Raw genomic sequence first — 17,371 nt, forward strand, 5'->3', positions numbered from 1 at the left:
GGGCTTCAATGCCGGTCTGTCAGAGCGTTTTAACGTATTGTGTTAATCGGGCTTCAAGCTGCTCGATGGTGCTCGTCAGCAGCGCTTTTCGGTTGGGCAGAAGCTGTGCGAGCGATACATGCCTGTCGGCTTTTATGAAGGGCGTAAGGCCGCAGTGGTGGTAGAAGCTGTTGCCCGCCTGCCAGAGCCAATCGAGCCGTTCATCACAGAGCAAAACCGCGTGCGACAGCACTGCAAACTCGTTTCCCTGTTCGGATACCGTGGGTTCCAGCTGACGCCAGCGCTGGGCAGTACCGGCCAGTTTGCGACCCTCCACCACCAGGTTGTAATCACCGTCGCAGAAGGCACCGTCCACAGAGCTGCAATGAGCCTCTATGCCCTGGCAGGCCAGATGCTCGATCAAAGGTCGACAGAGTGTCATGTAGCTGTCGCGGATGGCGCTTTTGTGCCGACGACTGCGAAACGCCAGTGCAACGTTTATAAGTCCCGGAGACTGCGGGGTCAGATCGCCTCCTGTGGAGCGAACCTGAACCGGCCAGCCATCGAGAATCATGCGTCCTGCCGCCATGGCATATTGAGGTCTGCGGGTCAGTCGTTGAGGTACGACCAGCGACCGGCTGCATCGCCAGATCAGGAATCCGGCCCGTCTCTCTCCGCTGGACACGGATGACAGCAGGGCCATCTCCCGCGCCAGCCCTTCGGCCGGAGGCAATACCTCCAGAGCTGAGTGGGGCAGGTCCTGCCGATGCATGTTGATAGCGGGTGCATTCATGCTGATCACCCTTTCTCGATCAGTGTGCACAGATCACTGAGAAACGCAGCGGCAGGTCCACCGTCCACAGCGCGATGATCAAAACTCAAAGAGAGGCCCATGATGCGCCGGGCCTCAATACTGTGATCTGGCATGACGCAGGGGCGCAGGCGGGTCTCGCCTATGCCCAGTATGGCGATCTGAGGCAGGTTGACGATGGGGGTGAAAAACTGCACCCGGGACAACCCAAGATTACTGAGCGTGAAGGTACCGCCGGTCATTTCGGGGACACTCAATTTTCCGCTTTTGGCTCGTTGTGCCAGCTCCTTGCGCGCCACAGAGCGGTCCATCAGCGAAAGCTCACCGGCGTTGAAAATCGTTGGTGCAACCAGGAGGTCGCCGGGTAATGCCATCGCAAGGCTCAGATGGATCTCGTCGTACAGCTGGATCTCTTTCTGTTCCACACGGCCGTTGAGGCCAGGGTGCTGCCCCAGTGTGGTGACGACCGCCTGGGCGATCAGATCCTCAATCGAGACCTTGATACCCTGACTGGCCAGGCGCTCTTTGGTGGCGAACAACTCTGTCGCATCACACTCGGCGTGATGGGTTAGCTGGGCAGCCTCATCGAGACTGCGTCTCATGTTGTCGGCAATCATACCGCGCATCCCGCGTAGTGGGATGCGCGTGCCGGGGCCGGTACTCAGATTCGGTTTGGCGGTCATAAGCGTTTCCTCAGCCGATAGTGGCGACCAGCTCGCCTTTTTCCACGACGTCATCGATATCCTTGATGATCTTCAGTGTTCCACTGGCAGGTGACTGCAGCTCGTACTGGATCTTTTGCACCATCAGCTCGGCGATCATTTCGCCTTCGCTGACACTGCCTCCATCGCTGGCCAGCCAACTGGTGATGACCGCTTCGCTATCCTCTTCCCAGAGGTTTTCCGGTACACGTACTTCAGTGCTCATGAGTGCTTCTCCATCAGTTCATAGGCGGCAACAATCTTGTCGGCGTTGGGCAGTGCCCACTGCTCCATCGGCGGGGTAAAGGGGATCGGAATGTCGGGGTAGGCCACGCGCTGCGGTGCGGCCTTGAGCGGCACACCCTGCTCGGCAACAGAGCAGATGATTTCGCTGCTGACGCCGTAGCTTTGATAATCCTCGTCCACTACGATCAAGCGTCCTGTTTTACGCACCGATTCGATGACAGTGGCGCGGTCCAGCGGTACGAGGGCGCGCAGGTCGATCACCTCGGCACTGATGCCGCGCTCGGCCAGTTGTCGGGCGGCTTTCAAGCCGTGATGTACCCCCGAGGTAATGCCGACAATGGTGAGATCGTTCCCTTCACGCACCACCGCGGCCTTGCCGATGGGCACTTCATAGCTCTCTTCCGGCACATGGACGATGGCGTCCTTCTCGGTGCCGAGCCAGCCCATCCCCTGCAGAGCCTTGTGAAACATGAAGATCACCGGGTTGTTGTCACGGATAGCCGCTGTCATCAGCCCTTTCGCGTCATAAGCGTTAGAGGGCGCGACGACCTTCATCCCCGGTAAATGCGCAAATGTGGCGTGTAGGCACTGCGAATGCTGTCCGGCATCTGAATAACCACCGCCGGTGGAGGTCATCAGCACTACCGGTACCTGTACTTCACCGCCGGAAAAGTAGGTGTTCTTAGCCATCAGGTTGTAGATGGCGTCGAAGCAGACACCGAAGAAGTCGACAAACATCAGCTCTACGATAGGGCGCATGCCATCGGATGCGGCACCGACAGCGGCGCCCATGAACGCGGTTTCCGATATGGGGGTATCGCGCACGCGCTCACTGCCGAACTCCTCATGGAGGCCTCGGGTGTTGCCGAACACGCCGCCCAGCGGCCCGATGTCTTCACCCATCACGAACACGCGTTCATCCACGCGCATCTCTTGCGCGATCGCCTCAGCCATGGCACGGGCGATGGTGAGTTTTCTCTCTTTAGTGGCAACGGTCATGGAGTTGCTCCTTTCACTGTAATCATGTGGCGTCCCCTTAGCGGGGCAGCGAAGTTCAGGCAGCCTGAGTCGGGCTGACGATGATCTTGACGTTGCGGTCCTTGTTGCTGACCAGCTCTTCAAACCCTTTGTCCAGAATCTCGCTGATATGGATGCGGCCACTTATCAGGGGGCTGATGTCGATGCGACCGTCGTTGATCATGGCGATCACATCGGCGAATTCGCCGTTGTAGGCCAAGGAGCCGATCAGCTGCTTTTCAGTGGCGACCAGCTCAAAGAAGTTGAACGCGCTGGGCTCTTCGAACACGCCGACCAATACGGTTTTGCCGCCCTTGCGGATAAGGTCCAGTGCCAGCTTGGCGGTGTCTTTGTGACCGATGCATTCAAAGGAGAGGTCGGCGCCACAGCCCCGTGTCATCGATTGGATCATCTCGATCGCATCGCACTCGCTGGGGTCGATCACCATGGAGGCACCGACCTCCAGTGCTTTCTCCTTGCGTGCCTTGGACATCTCCAACGCGATCACCCGGGCGGCACCGGCGGCGCGGGCACAGATGATGGTGCACAGGCCGATCGTTCCGGCCCCTACAACCACGATGGTTTTGCCCAACAGGTCACCGGCTTGCTTGACGGCGTGCATGCCCACCGCCAACGGCTCGATCAGAGCCCCCGCCTCGGTCGGGAATCCATCGGGCAGTGCATAGAGCAGATTAGCGGGCACGTTGACGTACTCGGCGAAGGCACCGTTGTTCATCAAGCCGGTAAAGGCGAGCTGTTGGCAGAGGTTGTATTGACCGCGTTTGCAATAGTCGCACTCGCCGCAGTGCTGGCAGGCGTCGGCCGCTACCCGGTCGCCAATGCCAAAATCGTCAACCCCGTCACCGAGTGCGACGATCTCGCCGCTGAACTCGTGACCGAGAATGCACTGGCCCTTGATGCCGGTAAGCGGGTGTGGGGTATCGACCGGTATGAAAACGGGGCCTGCAACGTACTCGTGCAGATCGGATCCGCAGATACCGCACCAATGCACCTTAATCTGTACCCATCCGCACGGCGGTGCGTCGGGGACCGGAACGGTTTCGAGACGAATATCGCGACGGCCATGCCATACGGCGGCCTGCATGCTGGAGGTCTGGCTCATTGTTGTTATCCTCGTTTAGCCATGGAATGTGTGGGCGGGTCAGACGAATACTTTCTCCATCGCTTCTTCGGGTGCGGGGTATTCGCTGTCGCGGGCAAATTGGATTGCGGCATCAACCCGGGCGTGAGTGCGTGCGACCAGTTCCTGATCCTGGGCGTCACTCCAATCCTCGTCGTCGAGTAGCTGTTGGCGCATCTTGGGGATGGGGTCGCGGGCGAAAAGTGCTTCCTTTTCACCTTTGGGTCGGTAGCCCTCGGCGTCGCCCATGAAATGACCGGCCAGCCGATAGGTTTCGATCTCGATAAGGGTGGGGCCCTCTCCACGGCGGGCTCGTTCGATCGCCTCACCGGCAATGTCGAATATGGCCAGAGGATCGTTTCCGGGAATGAAGTGGCCGGGAATGCCATATGCCGCTGCGCGGGCATCGTTGTGCTCGATGGCGGTGGAGGCACTTTTAGCCACCGAAATGCCCCAGGCGTTGTCTTCGACGACGAAGATAACCGGCAGCTTCCATACGGCGGCCAGATTCAGCGATTCATGAAAGGCACCCTGATTGGCCGCGCCCTCGCCAAGAAAGGCGACGGCAACGCCAGGCTTGTTCTGCATATGGCGCGAGAGTGCGGCACCGACGGCAGGCCCCATGCCTTGGGCGATGATGCCGGAGCAGGAGAAGTTCACCTTGGCATCGAATATATGCATATGACCGCCTCGTCCGCCGCTGAGTCCGGTTTTTTTACCGAAGATCTCGGCCGTCATGCGGTTTAGATCTACCCCCTTGGCGATAGCAACATGATGAGGACGGTGGGTGGAGGTGACGATGTCGTCAGCTGAAAGGTGGGCGCAGACGCCGACTGCACAGGGTTCCTGACCGTTGGAGAGATGCATCTCTCCAGGGATAGGGCCTTTCGCCATATTAAATGCGGGCGATTTACCTTCCATGTAGATTTTCTCGATGCACTCCTCGAAATAGCGACTGGTGTGCATCTGCTCGTACATCCAGATTTTCTGATCCCGGCTCGGCTTCATTGTGAAACCTCTCCTTATTCTTATGTTGGGGTGAATGACGGGGTGTGCAAAAAATGCCGTCCTCGCCTTTGTCTGTAATAGGGCAAGGGTTGTGCCATGTGCGTAACATATTGATATGTAGATGAAATGTGTTTATCTGTGTCGGTGGGTGCTACAGAGTGTCGCGGCGGGGTGAAACAGTTTGAGCGCGTCGTTGCGACGCTTTGTCACACGGTAATAAACGGGTGGACAGGTGATTAAATGACCCTCTATGATGAATGAATAACTATAAAAGAGTGGCTCTGTTCCAGACCTATTTATGGGCACTTACAACCAAGATCAGCATATATTGCTGCCCTCGATGCGAGACCAGGCCGAGATCCCGACCCAAATTCGAGGATCCTGGGAGCGTTGCATTGAGCGCTATCACCTTGAACCCGGACGCAACCTATTGCCTCCGCGTCTCACCGATCGCGAAGTTCAGCGTGAGCAGAATGAGCTCGACAGCCTGCTTCATGTCGCTGAACCCGTGTTTCAGCGTCTTCGTAATATTGGCGACAACTCCGGATACTGTGTGTTGGTGACCAACGCCCGAGGTGTTGTGTTGCGGCAGTTTATCGATACCCATCGGGGGCAGGAACTTTCGGAACAGGGGTTGAGTGTCGGTACCGTCTGGACAGAAGAGCTGGTCGGTACCAATGGCTTGGGAACCTGCCTGGCGACAAGAGAGGCCTTGACCGTTTATGCAGAAGAGCACTTTGGCCGTGAGCTGAGGCGCTTCAGCTGTTCGACAGCACCGCTGATATCGCCCCATGGTGAGATGATCGGCGCGCTTGATATATCAACCTATGCACTGGGGGAAAAGCAGTTGCAGGGGTTGGCTCAAAATCTGGTCTGCGACAGTGCCGATCAGATCGAAGCCGCTATGTTTCGTTACACCTTCCGTTGTGCCCATCTGCTGGCCCTGGTGTGGGGACGGGAAGGAGACCCGGCATTGAGCAATGCACTTATCGCCACCAATGATTCTGGCGTTGTAATCGGTATCACGTCGCCTGGCTTGATGTTGCTTGGCGTGGCTGAACGCGCTCAGTTGATCGGTTTGGCGTTGACAGATCTGTTCGGTGCATCGCTCGAGGATTTGCACCGTGCACCGGTCCGGTTGGATCATGACAGTCCCCTGCAACAAGAGATATGGCTTTGTTGCTCGGATGCCGCGCCACTGCGGGACACGGCGCTGGCCTCATCGCTGTCAACGAGCCGTAAACCGTTACCGCTGGAAACACACAGTCCGTTGTCGCAACTGGCCGGCGAGGATCCAAGGCTTAGTCGAAACGCTGAAATCTGTATGCGGGTACTCAATCGAAGCATCAATATTCTGTTGCAGGGGGAAACCGGCACCGGTAAAGAGGTGTGGGCGCGCGCGATCCATGACAGCAGTCAGCGCAAGGACAAACCCTTTGTGACGCTCAATTGTGCGGCGATACCGGAATCGCTGATTGAGAGCGAACTGTTTGGATACAGCGCCGGAACATTCACCGGCGGTTTGAAAGGCGGCAAAGTCGGTAAGATTCAGGCCAGTAACGGCGGCACGCTGTTCCTTGACGAAATAGGCGATATGCCGATTTCGCTGCAAGCGCGGTTGCTGCGCGTGCTGGCAGAGGGTGAGATCACCCCGCTGGGCGAGATAAAGTCGATTCCCATCGATCTCCATGTCATCACGGCTACCCACCGTGATCTGAAACAACTGATCGCCGAAGGTGGTTTTCGCGAGGATCTGTACTATCGCATCAGCGGTGTTCGAGTTGAGTTACCGGCATTAAGAGAGCGCGCCGATAAAGCCGAGTTAATCGGCAAGATACTGTCCGATCTGAGCGAATCTCCTGTCGAGCTAACACCCGAGGTGCAGGCGTTGCTGAATCGATATGAATGGCCGGGGAACATTCGTCAATTAAAGAATGTCCTGCAGTTTGCACTTTGTATGTGTGATGGCGACCGGTTGGCAATTGAAGACCTGCCGGAGGAGGTACTGCCGATTTCGTCCGTAGTGATCTCAGAAAGTGAGCGGGTGGCAGGAGAAACCCATCCGCCGAAGCGGATGGTGTCATTATCCGGTTCTCGACTCTCTCCCACTGAGGAGAGTGAGCGTAATGCATTGATTCAGACGCTGGAGGCCAATCGTTGGGTGGTATCCCGTGCGGCCAAAGCGTTAGGGATTAGCCGCTCGACACTGCACCGCAAAATCAATAAATATGACCTGAACTGAGCACAGCGCTCAGAGAACGCTGTTGAAACATTCCAGTTGTGGCGGACCAAGGTAGATATCCTTTGCCGGTCGCGCATTGGCGTGGGCCTTGCGGAAAGCGTCCGACTTGGTCCAGTTCACGAATGCCTCTTCCGACTCCCATACGCTGTGTGACGCAAACAGCGTGTGCTCATCGGTGCTCTGGCCCTGAAGCAGGTGAAAGCTCTTGAAGCCCGGAACACCCTCAAGGTGACTGTCACGGCTTTTCCAGATCTCGATGAATTCCTGCTCTTTTCCCGGCGCTATGCGAAAACGGTTCATGGCAACGTACATGTGTTGGCTTCCTGATGGCGTTAATTGCGATAAAAAGAGACCCTTACCTTAACCTTCCTGTTCCGCACCTGTCACACAGTGTGAGCAAATAGCCGCCAAAGGTGCGTTTTTATGTGCCAAACTGGGAGGCTTGTGGCAGGTTGTACTGACTAGGTTCGCGATTTGAGGCTAAGCCAGAATGCCTGGTCGCTGTCGTACAACCTGTTTAATCGATACATGAACATGGAGCTCGGATGTATTCAGAGGTGCTGGATTTTTGGTTTGAGGAGATCGAACCGGCGGCGTGGTGGAAGAAGGATACCGCCTTCGATCGCGTGATTGAGAGCCGTTTTGGCGCGCTGTTTGAGCAGGCGTGCAAGGGTGAGCTTTACAGCTGGCGAAAGCGGGCCGACGGCCGGTTGGCCGAGATCATATTGCTGGACCAGTTTTCCCGTAATATCTATCGCGACCGTCCCGAGGCGTTTGCCCAGGACGGTATGGCGTTGGTGTTGGCGCAGGAAGCTATCTCGGTCGGTGCGGATGTGGCGCTGAGCAAGCCGCAGCGACGTTTTCTTTATATGCCCTATATGCATTCAGAATCAGCGTTGATTCACGAGGCAGCGCAGAAGTTGTTTCTTCGCTCTGGCTCAGATGATGCGTACGAGTACGAACTCAAGCATAAGGCGATCATTGACCGGTTTGGTCGTTATCCTCACCGCAATGCAATCCTCGGGCGTGAATCTACCGCCGAGGAGATCGAGTTTCTCAAACAGCCCGGCTCAGGTTTCTAAACCAGTGGTGCGCTCAGGCGTGGTCCCTCTGCCAGCAGTTCGGCCATACGGGTGAGGCCAATCTCCAGCGCCTCGCGATGGGCCGGTGGCGTCAGGCAGATACGTATCGCCTGAGGAGCCGGCTGGCTGCCGACGCAGAACGGTTCGGGGCTAACCAGTGTGACGCCGCGTTGTGCAGCCTGCTCGACAAAGTCGCTGGCGCGCCAAGGCTCTGGCAGGTGCAACCATGCATAGAAACCGCAGGGGTGGCTCATAAACTCGTAGCCGGAAAGCGTCTTTTCGAGGATCGCGTGTCGGGCGGTTAACTCGTCCCATTGCCAGTTAATCAGCAGGGCCGAGTCAGGCGAACTTAGCCAGTCGCAGGTGACCGCGCCCATCAGGCCCGGGCTTGCCCAGCACTGGGATCTCAGGCCATTACAGAGTTGTTGCATCAGGTTCGCCGGCGCTCTCAATGCGCCAAAGCGCAATCCGCCCGAAAGTATCTTCGAGACGCTGAAAATATACAGCGAACGCTCCGGAGCCAGATGATAAAAGGGCGTGCCCCTGAGCTCCGGACGGACAAACTGTACGCCATCTTCCAGCAGCAGCAGGTCGTACTTGCGCGCTATCCGTACAATCTCCTCTCGCCGGCGCTGACTCATTTGCGTCACCGTCGGGTTGTTGTGTTCAGGCAGAAGGTACAGCAGGCGGATACGCTGGCGCTGACACAGGCGCTCGAGCGCGTCGGCGCGCATCCCTTCGCGGTCCATGGATACCGGTAGGTGCTTGAGCCCGAGCTGGCGGGCTGCGGCAATCATGCCGGGGTAGGTAAGGGCATCGGAGGCAACGGCTTCGCCCGGCCTTATCAGCGATTGCAGCGTCAGGTAGTCAGCATGCTGTCCACCGATGGTCAGCAGAAGGTCCTCCGCACGGGTATCGAGGCCCAGGGAGGTCAGCCAGGCCGCCAGTTGTTCCCGCTGTTGCGTATTGCCCTGTTCCGGCTGGTAGTGCAGCGCGTTGTCCAGTTGGGCCGGTTGCTCTGCAAGCTGCGCCATGATTGCCGATAGCTGCTGGGTACGCAGCGGGTTGGGAATAGGGATGCTAAGGGATAGATCGATACTGTCTGTGGTGGCGCGGGACAGATGATGAAAGTCCGGCCTTTCCATTCCAGCGTCGCGTACTCGTGTGCCGCTTCCCACCTTCGCCTCTACCAGCCCGCGCCGCTCGGCTTCCCGATAGGCGCGGGTAATGGTGCCCACGGTCACTTCCAGAGCATCGGCCAGCAGACGTTGAGGTGGCAGGCGCTCACCCGGTTTTAACTCGCCATTGGCAACGGATGTGGCGATCTGATCGGCCAGTGTCTTGTAGCGTGGGCCTTCGGGAATGTCGGTCGAGGGAAGCCAGCTGCAGCGTTGGCGGGCGCGGTCGGTCAGGTTCATGTTGTGCCTCCGAATAGGCGTGTCCCCGGGTAATCGCGATAATTGTACGGGTGACAATTGATTGTGTGGGATACAAAGTAGCAATTGCCACAGTACATTTCCCTCTCTACATTGAATTGTGTCGCTTAATTGGGTGTCGATCAAGCGGCCTATCACAAATTGTACCCATACAATTGGGTTCTATGGAGGTGTCTATGATCACAATTCGTACTGTTTTCACTCTCGCTCGTCATGCTGTTCGTGTGGCAGGTGCTTGTGCAGTCATGCGAATGGTCAAGATGGCCTCCATCTGGCAAAGCGCGAACGTTGAGGGCTTCTCTGGCATAAGCAGGAGGCCATCATGATCACCAGTACAGAAATTCTGGCGCTTGCAGGCCCGTTCATCGCTTTTGCATTCAGTATGTCCGCAACCCCGGGCCCTAATAACATGATGTTGACGGCATCGGGCGCGAATCATGGCTTCAGGCGCACCTTGCCCCACATGGCGGGAATTACCGTCGGCTGCATGGCCCTGATGAGCGGTGTAGCGCTAGGGCTGGGTGCGCTGTTTCAGCAGTGGCCGATACTGCAGAGCGCGTTGAAGATTATAGGCAGTGTGTATCTGCTGTGGCTGGCGTGGAAAATCGCCAGTGCGCCGCCTCCGGGCAAGGCGGATACTAAAGCGGCGCGCCAGCCGCTGACGTTTTGGCAGGCTGCTGCTTTTCAGTTTGCCAACCCCAAAGCGTGGGTGATGGCCATTTCGGGGGTCGCCTCCTTTACGCTGACGGGCGATGCGTTCATAAGCTCGGCGGTCGTGCTGATTCTGTTGATGGGATTGACCAACCTTCCATCCATTGCGTTATGGGCAGGGTTTGGCGTCGCAATCGGCCGGTTGTTGAAAACGCCGCAGCACTGGCGCTGGTTCAATATCGGCATGGGGGGCATGACCGCCGGTTGCGTATTGATGATTCTTGTGTAAAACCGGGTAAGGCCTGCATAAGAGGTATACGAGCAGGCGTCTGCGTCAAGGGTCGGCTATGCCGGCCCTTTTTCATGTGCGCTGGATCCAGGCATTACTCAGTAAAGTGTTGCTATTTGGTGCTGGCGTGACTATTTCTAAAACAGTTGCTCTGAAGATGCTGGCTCATTCGCCGCGTGGTCTTGTGCCAAACATGTCGCAGAACTGCAATAAAAAGGATGACCTCTAAGCACAGGAGTGGCAAAATCGGAAAATTAACTGTCTGGTTGGTCAGATTTGGTACGAAGTGTGCAGATGGTACTCCATGACCGAAAAAAAGCCTGCTCTAGAACTGATTGATATCTATAAGTCTTATGGCTCGTTAGAGGTGCTGAAGGGGGTTTCCCTAAGTGCCAGTGACGGCGAGGTGATTTCGATTCTCGGCTCCAGCGGGTCGGGAAAAAGTACCCTCCTGCGATGTATAAACCTGCTCGAAAAACCGAGTAAGGGCCGCATCCTTGTATCGGGCGAAGAGCTTGAACTGATCCCCGGAAAAGACGGTTACCTACAGGCCAAAACCGCCCGCCAGCTAGAGCGGATGCGCTCTCAGATCGGTTTCGTATTTCAGAACTTCAATCTCTGGCCTCACAAGTCAATCATCGAAAATATCATTGAAGCCCCGACCCAGGTCCTGCACAAAAGCAAGGACGAAGCGATCGCGCGTGCTGAAAAGCTGCTCGATCGCGTCGGCCTGTTGGAAAAGCGTAATGCGTATCCTGCAAACCTCTCGGGTGGCCAGCAGCAACGCATTGCAATAGCGCGCGCACTGGCGATGGAGCCTCAGGTACTGCTGTTCGACGAGCCCACCTCGGCACTTGATCCAGAACTGGTTAACGAAGTGCTGGCGGTGATGCGCTCGCTCGCCGATGAAGGGCGCACCATGTTGATCGTGACCCATGAAATGCGATTTGCCCGCGAGGTCTCCAGTCAGGTGGTCTTCCTTCACAAGGGGCAGATCGAGGAGTCGGGCACGCCGGAAGAGGTGTTTGATCGCCCGAAGTCTCAGCGCGTGAAAGATTTTATGGCTAGCCACGGGTGATCGGCCGTGGGTTGCTATCTTCTACCAACCAAAAAGTGAATCGGTGAGAATGCTATGAAGTTGAGTAAAGTGATTGCCGCAGTATCTCTGGTATCCCTGACCGCATTGGGAACGACGCTGACCTATGCCGGTGACAAGATCCGCATTGCGACGGAGGGGGCCTATGCGCCGTTCAACATGACCAATGAGCAGGGTGAAGCGGTTGGTTTTGATGTCGAAATCGCCAAGGCGCTTTGCGCCGAAATGAAGGCTGATTGCGAAATTGTGACGCAGGATTGGGATGGTATTATCCCGGGGCTCATGGGGCGCAAGTACGACGCCATCGTCGCGTCCATGTCGATCACCGAAGAGCGTCTGAGAGTGGTCGACTTTACAGAGCCTTATTACTCCAACGTTTTGGCGTATGTCGGCCCTAAGGGTAAGGCGCTCGATACATCGGAAGCGGGGCTCAAAGGGCTGACGATCGGGGCTCAGCGCGCCACGGTTGCAGGACAGTATCTTGAAGACAATCTCGCGAGCGTGGTTAACGTCAAGCTCTACGACACCCAGGACAACGCATACCTTGATCTGGCGGCTGGCCGTCTGGATGGACTGCTCTCCGACAAATTCCCTGCCTATGATTGGCTGAACTCGGCCGATGGTGAGGGCTTCGAGTTCAAGGGTGACGACATCGATATCAATGACAAGATCGCGATCGCTGTGCGCAAGGGCGATCCGCTGAAGGACAAGTTTAGCGCTGCGATCAAGGCGATCGTTGATAACGGCACGTACGCCGAGATCAATGCTAAGTATTTCCCGTTCTCCATCTATTAATAAAGAAACTCAGCCCCCGGCAGCGAGCCGGGGGCTGGGGCAATAAGAAGCGGTTCGATGGATCTTCTCGGTTTTGGTGACCTTCTGCTATCCGGCACCTGGGTTACGATAAAGCTGGCCTTGACCAGCTTATTCTTCGGCCTGATTTTTGGGCTAGTCGGCGCATCAGCCAAGCTGTCGCGCTTCTGGTTCGCGCGCACGCTCGCGACGCTCTACACAACCTTTGTGCGAGGTATACCAGAGCTTCTGCTGGTGCTGACTATTTACTTCGGTGGTTCGGTGATGCTGATGGCTGTCGCCTCACGCTTCGGTTACGACGAGTATATTGAAATCAGCGCCTTCGGGGCGGGTGTTGCCGCGCTGTCCATTGCATTTGGCGCCTACTCGACGGAGGTGTTCAGGGCCGCTATACAGGCGATTCCCAAGGGGCAGTGGGAGTCGGCTCAGGCGCTGGGCATGACACCTTTAAAGACATTCTTCCGTATCATTCTGCCGCAAGTGTGGCGTCTTGCGCTGCCGGGCCTTGGTAACCTGTTTCAGGTATTGCTCAAGGATACGGCGCTGGTTTCAGTGGTGGGGCTCAACGATATTATGCGCCAGGCCTATGTCGCCACAGGGTCAACCAAGCAGCCTTTCACCTTCTACATGGCGGCGGCACTGATCTATCTGGGGCTCACGATCATGTCGACGCTGATCAGCACCTGGCTTGAGCGCCGAGCCGATCCAGCGGTAAGAGAGGCGCAAGCATGAACTGGAACTGGGAGATTATTCTCGAGTATTTCCCCCGCCTTATCGATGGCGTCTGGGTTACGTTGCAGCTGGTGTTTATCTCCGGGATTGCAGGGCTATTGCTGGCAGTACCGTTGGCGTTGATGCGCACCTCTCACAGAACCTGGCTCAGAGCGCTGCCCTTTGCGTATATCTTCTTCTTTCGCGGAACTCCGCTATTGGTGCAGATTTTCCTGATCTATTATGGTTCCTCCCAGTTTGAGGCGATCAGAGCGTCGGCTTTGTGGTCGATTCTTCGCGAGCCTTACTGGTGCGCCATTATCGCGTTTACGCTGAATACGGCGGCTTACTCGGCTGAGCTGATTCGTGGGGCTATTCAGGCAGTGCCGAAAGGGGAGTTGGAAGCTGCGGATGCCTTTGGCATGAGCCATTGGCTCAAGGTGAGGCGTATTGTGTTACCGCGAGCTTTCGGCATTGTGCTGCCAGCCTACGGCAACGAGTTGATCCTAATGCTCAAGGGTAGCTCACTGGCGTCAACCATTACGTTGCTCGATATAACCGGGGCGGCGCGTACGATCATCGCCCGCACCTATACGCCGCTGGAGATCTTTTTTGCCGCGGGAATGCTCTACCTCCTGATCAGCGCCATCATGATCGGTGCGTTCCGCTTGCTGGAGCGCAGGCTCAATCGACACCAGCACTATCGCGGGCCAGAACAGGTTTCGCGAGTCGATCCGCGTCTGGCGGAGTGAACCTGGGCTGGCGTGCCCTGGTCGGCACGCCAGATTGAGTCCTCTGTGCCGGTTTCGCCTTTAGTATTCTTTTAGCACTTGGCGAACCTTCTCTTCACAACGGCGTCTGTCGCTTCCGCCTAATCTAGCCTCTGTCGATAATTTATTGCGGAGGTGCGAGATGCAACATGGTCGCTACAACATCTATACCCTGATCCATAAGGCGTTGCGGGCCAACATGTTCGATGTGCTGGTCGCTGTTGGTCGGGTCGACGATTCCGATTCCCTGGCGGTACGCCGAGAGCTCGATCGCGTAATCGAGTTACTGGCGCTTTGTCACGCTCATCTGGAACACGAAAACAACTTCATCCATAAAGCGATTCTTGCTGAGCGGCCCAACCTGCATCTGATCACTGCCGAAGACCACCTGGAGCATGAGCGGGCGATCAGTCGGTTGAGGGGGGATGTCAGCGCGGTACTGGAAGTGACTGAAGCGGGTGGTCAGGTCCCGCTGCAGCAGCTTTATCGCAATCTGGCGATCTTTGTTGCTGAAAATCTTCAACATATGCATGTGGAGGAGACACTGAATGCGCGCATACTCTGGGAGCATTTCAGCGACGAGCAGATCCTGGCGATCGAAAAGCAGTTGGTGGCGTCGTTGACGCCCAATGAGCAGTTCGATTCGTTGGTCGGGATGTTGACCTATATCGCTCATTCCGAGCGCATCGAGTTGCTGCACGCCCTCTCAGGTCAGATGCCGCCCGAGGCCTTCAGTCAGCTGTTCGTCAGTCTGCGCGGGCGACTAGAGGATACGTACCTCGATCGTTTGGTGACGCAGGTGGTGAGCGGTAGCGCCGCTCAGGGAGAGAGCGCGGCGTGATACAAACTCCGGCTGAGGGTGATTCCCAGCCGGAAATTCTTGACGGATAATGTGGGTATTCAGAGTGTCTATTCCGTTGGGTATCCCATGGTGTCTACTCTTTCTTCTGCGCCGCTGGACGCTTCAGTGGCCGCATTCATATCGGGCCAGCAGTCGATCCATGTGGCGGCGGTAACCGAACAATCCCGTCCTACTCTGACCAGAGGGTTGGCTTGTAGCGTCAACGAAGAGCGCACGCGAGTCAGGATTCTGCTGTCGGCTTCCCGGTCGCAGCAGTTGCTGCGGGCGCTCGCCTGCAACCCGCGAATCGCTGCAGTGTTCAGTAATCCCGAAGATAACAAGACCCTGCAGCTGAAGGGTGTCGATGCTGAGATCGCCGAAGCGACTGAGGAAGACCGTGCATTGCTCACACCCTACATCCAGACCTTTGCGGCCAAGGTTCAGCGCTTTAATGTACAGGAGATCTTTGTTCGTACACTGTTCAGTTGCGAACCGGACGATCTGCTAACGGTCAGCTTCACACCGATCACCGCCTTTAAGCAGACTCCCGGCAATAATGCCGGTGATCCTATTCCCTTGGGAGTTGAGCTGTCATGAGCTGGGCGCTCGAGAAGATGCGAGATTGCCTGGAGGGCATTGTGCCCTGTGCCGTGGCCACCTGTGGCGCCGACGGCATGCCCAACGTGACTTATGTGTCGCAGACCATGTACGTGGACAGTCGTCATATCGCGCTGTCGTTTCAGTTCTTTAACAAGACGCGGGAAAACATCCTTGCCAACCCGATAGCATCGGTGTTGATGATGGATCCCTACACGGCGGCTCGTTACCAACTCACCATCCACTATTTGAAAACCGAAACCTCGGGACCTCTGTTCGAGAGAATGCGTGCCAAACTGGCTGGGATCGCCTCCCACGAAGGGATGGAGGGGGTGTTCCAGCTGCGCGGTGTTGATCTCTACCGAGTGCTAGAGATTGAGCACCTGCCTGGGCGCGAGCTACCTCCCACGCAATACGGTCCGGCTCTGCTGCCGGCTTTGCGTAATTGTGTAGGTGCACTTGCCAGTTACGGCTCACTGGAGGATCTGGTGGATAACCTGTTGGGGGCACTGGATCGTCATTTTCAGATCCAGTACAGCATGCTGCTGATGGCTGATCTACCCGGCAATAAATTGTATACCCTAGCCAGTCGTGGTTACGGTCGTTCAGGCGTCGGTGCCGAGATTCCGCTGGGTGTTGGCGTTATCGGGGTTGCTGGCCGCGAGCAGGTGCCAATACGCATCATGTTCGCGGCGTCCGAGTATGTTTACAGTCGTACTGTGAGAGAGCAGGCGATCAATGACGGCTTGGTGCAGCAACTGGAGGAGCGCATCCCAATGCCGGGGTTGGAGGCGCCAGCCAGCCAGATTGCCGTGCCGATCCTGTGTAATGACGAACTGCTCGGTGTGCTCTACGCGGAGAGCGAGCAGGAGTGCCAGTTCGGGTATGACATGGAAGATGCGCTTGTTGCGATCTGCGCTCAGGCGGGGGAGGCGATTGGGCGGTTGCGCCTTCAGGTTCCGGATCATCCAGTGTCGGAGGCGGTGCTGTCGAAGCGTAAGTCGGCAGCACCGGACGGAGAGACGCTTCAGGTCAGGTATTACCCGCGCGACCACAGCATTTTCTGCGATAACGAATACCTGATCAAAGGGGTGGCGGGGGCGATTCTCTGGTACCTGTTATCCAGACACGCAGAGCAAGGGCGTACGGAGTTCAGTAATCGTGAACTCCGTCTTGCTCAGGCGATCCCGCTGCCGGATATTACCGACAACCTCGATGCGCGACTGCTGCTGTTGTCCCGGCGGTTGCAGGAGCGCTGTGCTGCACTCTCACTGGAGAAGAGCGGTCGTGGGCGGTTTCATCTTGTTCTGCGACGCCCTGTAGCGTTACACGCAGAGGATTAGCGCTCACCGGCCAGTGCTTCAGGGAAGATCGGGTCCAGTGAAACGTAAGGAGTCGTGATTGCAGTGTTTGGCGGTAGTGCGGCAGGCGCAGCACTGCCCGTGGCTCCCATGTCTCGGATGTAGTGGTAGAGGGCCGTTTTATCCTCCTCGGTCATTGCTTGTAACGCGGGCCAGGGCATCGGGGGTAACCCGCCAGCCGAAATTCGATCCATCCACTGCTGCTCTGTCATCCCATTAACTGTAAGGCGCAGGTTTGAGGCGTAGCTTACACCCCAGGGGCCGGCAAAACCGATGTCACTGCCCATTAACCACTGCTGTTCCTCAGTTTTACCCATTGATTGTGAGTAGCCGGGTGTGTGGCAGTCGTTGCAGCCGCCAACCTTAATCAGGTAGCGCCCGCGCTCCAATTCGTCCGTTGTCGGCTGAGCGGTAAGGTTGGTTGATAGGGTCAGTATGCTAATCGCGAGCGGGATCAAGGCTTTCATCGGCGGCGTCTCCGTCTAGTTCAGTCGTCTATGTTCTCGATGCCGAGTTATCTCTCGACCCGAATAGGCTAAACGCTTCGATGCTTGGGTTTTGCTACAAGTAAGTTCGTAA

19 protein-coding genes are annotated in these 17,371 nt (G+C 56.8%); 10 read left to right on the forward strand and 9 right to left on the reverse strand.

The features are described 5' to 3' along the window. Positions 1–19 precede the first annotated feature (19 nt). From ADIMK_RS00860 to ADIMK_RS00885, 6 genes are read right to left on the reverse strand one after another with little or no spacing between them, the layout of a single operon-like run. On the reverse strand, positions 20–772 hold the full coding sequence (locus tag ADIMK_RS00860) for a lipoate--protein ligase family protein (RefSeq protein WP_197027442.1): 753 nt from the start codon (positions 770–772) through the stop codon (positions 20–22). A gap of 5 nt (positions 773–777) precedes the next feature. Beyond that, positions 778–1,473, reverse strand: a complete 696-nt coding sequence (locus ADIMK_RS00865; protein ID WP_051692258.1) for a 2-oxo acid dehydrogenase subunit E2 — start codon at positions 1,471–1,473, stop codon at positions 778–780. A gap of 10 nt (positions 1,474–1,483) precedes the next feature. After that, positions 1,484–1,717 carry a biotin/lipoyl-containing protein gene (locus tag ADIMK_RS00870; protein ID WP_036182490.1) on the reverse strand — a complete coding sequence of 78 codons (234 nt, stop codon included), beginning with the start codon at positions 1,715–1,717 and terminating at the stop codon, positions 1,484–1,486. Continuing rightward, entirely contained in the window at positions 1,714–2,736 is a 1,023-nt protein-coding gene (locus ADIMK_RS00875; RefSeq protein ID WP_081849610.1) for an alpha-ketoacid dehydrogenase subunit beta, read from the reverse strand. The genes ADIMK_RS00870 and ADIMK_RS00875 overlap by 4 nt, the downstream gene beginning before the upstream one ends. Before the next feature lie 55 nt (positions 2,737–2,791). Continuing rightward, positions 2,792–3,877, reverse strand: coding sequence for a 2,3-butanediol dehydrogenase (locus ADIMK_RS00880; RefSeq protein WP_231516970.1), 1,086 nt, complete (start codon positions 3,875–3,877; stop codon positions 2,792–2,794). A gap of 39 nt (positions 3,878–3,916) precedes the next feature. Then, positions 3,917–4,903: a thiamine pyrophosphate-dependent dehydrogenase E1 component subunit alpha gene (locus ADIMK_RS00885; protein ID WP_036182492.1), complete on the reverse strand. Its 987-nt coding sequence runs from the start codon at positions 4,901–4,903 to the stop codon at positions 3,917–3,919. Between the two features lie 298 nt (positions 4,904–5,201). On the opposite strand from ADIMK_RS00885, the gene ADIMK_RS00890 reads away from it, so the two are divergent. Next, positions 5,202–7,145 carry a sigma-54-dependent Fis family transcriptional regulator gene (locus ADIMK_RS00890; protein WP_231516971.1) on the forward strand — a complete coding sequence of 648 codons (1,944 nt, stop codon included), beginning with the start codon at positions 5,202–5,204 and terminating at the stop codon, positions 7,143–7,145. A 9-nt stretch (positions 7,146–7,154) separates the two neighbouring features. Here ADIMK_RS00890 and hmuQ read toward each other — a convergent pair whose 3' ends face one another. After that, positions 7,155–7,457, reverse strand: coding sequence for a heme-degrading protein HmuQ (gene hmuQ / locus ADIMK_RS00895; RefSeq protein WP_036182494.1), 303 nt, complete (start codon positions 7,455–7,457; stop codon positions 7,155–7,157). A gap of 233 nt (positions 7,458–7,690) precedes the next feature. Here hmuQ and ADIMK_RS00900 point away from each other — a divergent pair, with 233 nt between their 5' ends. Next, positions 7,691–8,227, forward strand: a complete 537-nt coding sequence (locus tag ADIMK_RS00900) for a DUF924 family protein (RefSeq protein ID WP_036182496.1) — start codon at positions 7,691–7,693, stop codon at positions 8,225–8,227. Here ADIMK_RS00900 and ADIMK_RS00905 read toward each other — a convergent pair. Continuing rightward, on the reverse strand, positions 8,224–9,645 hold the full coding sequence (locus ADIMK_RS00905; RefSeq protein WP_051692260.1) for an aminotransferase-like domain-containing protein: 1,422 nt from the start codon (positions 9,643–9,645) through the stop codon (positions 8,224–8,226). The genes ADIMK_RS00900 and ADIMK_RS00905 overlap by 4 nt on opposite strands. Before the next feature lie 340 nt (positions 9,646–9,985). Between ADIMK_RS00905 and ADIMK_RS00910 the strand changes: the two genes are divergently transcribed. The 8 genes from ADIMK_RS00910 (at position 9,986) to ADIMK_RS00945 (ending at position 16,774) form a co-directional block, all read left to right on the forward strand. Then, complete coding sequence (locus ADIMK_RS00910) at positions 9,986–10,603, forward strand: LysE family translocator (protein WP_036182498.1); 618 nt, start codon at positions 9,986–9,988, stop codon at positions 10,601–10,603. Positions 10,604–10,907: 304 nt separating this feature from the next. Next, on the forward strand, positions 10,908–11,681 hold the full coding sequence (locus ADIMK_RS00915; protein WP_036182500.1) for an ABC transporter ATP-binding protein: 774 nt from the start codon (positions 10,908–10,910) through the stop codon (positions 11,679–11,681). A gap of 54 nt (positions 11,682–11,735) precedes the next feature. Beyond that, the gene (locus tag ADIMK_RS00920) at positions 11,736–12,494 is read left to right on the forward strand and encodes an ABC transporter substrate-binding protein (protein ID WP_036182502.1); all 759 of its coding nucleotides are present in this window, start codon (positions 11,736–11,738) and stop codon (positions 12,492–12,494) included. 57 nt (positions 12,495–12,551) lie between these two features. After that, the gene (locus tag ADIMK_RS00925) at positions 12,552–13,244 is read left to right on the forward strand and encodes an ABC transporter permease (protein WP_036182504.1); all 693 of its coding nucleotides are present in this window, start codon (positions 12,552–12,554) and stop codon (positions 13,242–13,244) included. Continuing rightward, positions 13,241–13,975, forward strand: coding sequence for an ABC transporter permease (locus ADIMK_RS00930; protein ID WP_036182506.1), 735 nt, complete (start codon positions 13,241–13,243; stop codon positions 13,973–13,975). The genes ADIMK_RS00925 and ADIMK_RS00930 overlap by 4 nt, the downstream gene beginning before the upstream one ends. Before the next feature lie 160 nt (positions 13,976–14,135). Next, on the forward strand, positions 14,136–14,834 hold the full coding sequence (locus ADIMK_RS00935) for a hemerythrin domain-containing protein (RefSeq protein ID WP_051692261.1): 699 nt from the start codon (positions 14,136–14,138) through the stop codon (positions 14,832–14,834). Between the two features lie 39 nt (positions 14,835–14,873). Next, positions 14,874–15,431 carry a pyridoxamine 5'-phosphate oxidase family protein gene (locus ADIMK_RS00940; RefSeq protein WP_156042723.1) on the forward strand — a complete coding sequence of 186 codons (558 nt, stop codon included), beginning with the start codon at positions 14,874–14,876 and terminating at the stop codon, positions 15,429–15,431. Continuing rightward, positions 15,428–16,774 (forward strand): pyridoxamine 5'-phosphate oxidase family protein, encoded by a 1,347-nt coding sequence (locus tag ADIMK_RS00945; RefSeq protein WP_036182510.1) that lies wholly within the window; start codon positions 15,428–15,430, stop codon positions 16,772–16,774. The genes ADIMK_RS00940 and ADIMK_RS00945 overlap by 4 nt, the downstream gene beginning before the upstream one ends. Here ADIMK_RS00945 and ADIMK_RS00950 read toward each other — a convergent pair. Beyond that, complete coding sequence (locus tag ADIMK_RS00950; protein WP_036182512.1) at positions 16,771–17,259, reverse strand: hypothetical protein; 489 nt, start codon at positions 17,257–17,259, stop codon at positions 16,771–16,773. The two genes, ADIMK_RS00945 and ADIMK_RS00950, sit on opposite strands and share 4 nt — an antisense overlap. Positions 17,260–17,371: the final 112 nt, after the last annotated feature.

Origin of the sequence: Marinobacterium lacunae, assembly GCF_000705555.1 — a bacterium.
GTDB classification, from domain to species: Bacteria; Pseudomonadota; Gammaproteobacteria; order Pseudomonadales; family Balneatricaceae; genus Marinobacterium_D; species Marinobacterium_D lacunae.

Bases quoted from the DNA above. Each gene is read 5' to 3' on its own strand.
- ADIMK_RS00950 (WP_036182512.1), bottom strand. From the start codon at position 17,259: ATGAAAGCCTTGATCCCGCTCGCGATTAGCATACTGACCCTATCAACC.
- ADIMK_RS00915 (WP_036182500.1), top strand. From the start codon at position 10,908: ATGACCGAAAAAAAGCCTGCTCTAGAACTGATTGATATCTATAAGTCT.
- ADIMK_RS00865 (WP_051692258.1), bottom strand. From the start codon at position 1,473: ATGACCGCCAAACCGAATCTGAGTACCGGCCCCGGCACGCGCATCCCA.
- ADIMK_RS00945 (WP_036182510.1), top strand. From the start codon at position 15,428: ATGAGCTGGGCGCTCGAGAAGATGCGAGATTGCCTGGAGGGCATTGTG.
- ADIMK_RS00905 (WP_051692260.1), bottom strand. From the start codon at position 9,645: ATGAACCTGACCGACCGCGCCCGCCAACGCTGCAGCTGGCTTCCCTCG.
- ADIMK_RS00885 (WP_036182492.1), bottom strand. From the start codon at position 4,903: ATGAAGCCGAGCCGGGATCAGAAAATCTGGATGTACGAGCAGATGCAC.
- ADIMK_RS00935 (WP_051692261.1), top strand. From the start codon at position 14,136: ATGCAACATGGTCGCTACAACATCTATACCCTGATCCATAAGGCGTTG.
- ADIMK_RS00930 (WP_036182506.1), top strand. From the start codon at position 13,241: ATGAACTGGAACTGGGAGATTATTCTCGAGTATTTCCCCCGCCTTATC.
- ADIMK_RS00875 (WP_081849610.1), bottom strand. From the start codon at position 2,736: ATGACCGTTGCCACTAAAGAGAGAAAACTCACCATCGCCCGTGCCATG.
- ADIMK_RS00925 (WP_036182504.1), top strand. From the start codon at position 12,552: ATGGATCTTCTCGGTTTTGGTGACCTTCTGCTATCCGGCACCTGGGTT.
- ADIMK_RS00870 (WP_036182490.1), bottom strand. From the start codon at position 1,717: ATGAGCACTGAAGTACGTGTACCGGAAAACCTCTGGGAAGAGGATAGC.
- ADIMK_RS00880 (WP_231516970.1), bottom strand. From the start codon at position 3,877: ATGAGCCAGACCTCCAGCATGCAGGCCGCCGTATGGCATGGCCGTCGC.
- ADIMK_RS00920 (WP_036182502.1), top strand. From the start codon at position 11,736: ATGAAGTTGAGTAAAGTGATTGCCGCAGTATCTCTGGTATCCCTGACC.
- ADIMK_RS00900 (WP_036182496.1), top strand. From the start codon at position 7,691: ATGTATTCAGAGGTGCTGGATTTTTGGTTTGAGGAGATCGAACCGGCG.
- ADIMK_RS00910 (WP_036182498.1), top strand. From the start codon at position 9,986: ATGATCACCAGTACAGAAATTCTGGCGCTTGCAGGCCCGTTCATCGCT.
- hmuQ (WP_036182494.1), bottom strand. From the start codon at position 7,457: ATGTACGTTGCCATGAACCGTTTTCGCATAGCGCCGGGAAAAGAGCAG.
- ADIMK_RS00860 (WP_197027442.1), bottom strand. From the start codon at position 772: ATGAATGCACCCGCTATCAACATGCATCGGCAGGACCTGCCCCACTCA.
- ADIMK_RS00890 (WP_231516971.1), top strand. From the start codon at position 5,202: ATGGGCACTTACAACCAAGATCAGCATATATTGCTGCCCTCGATGCGA.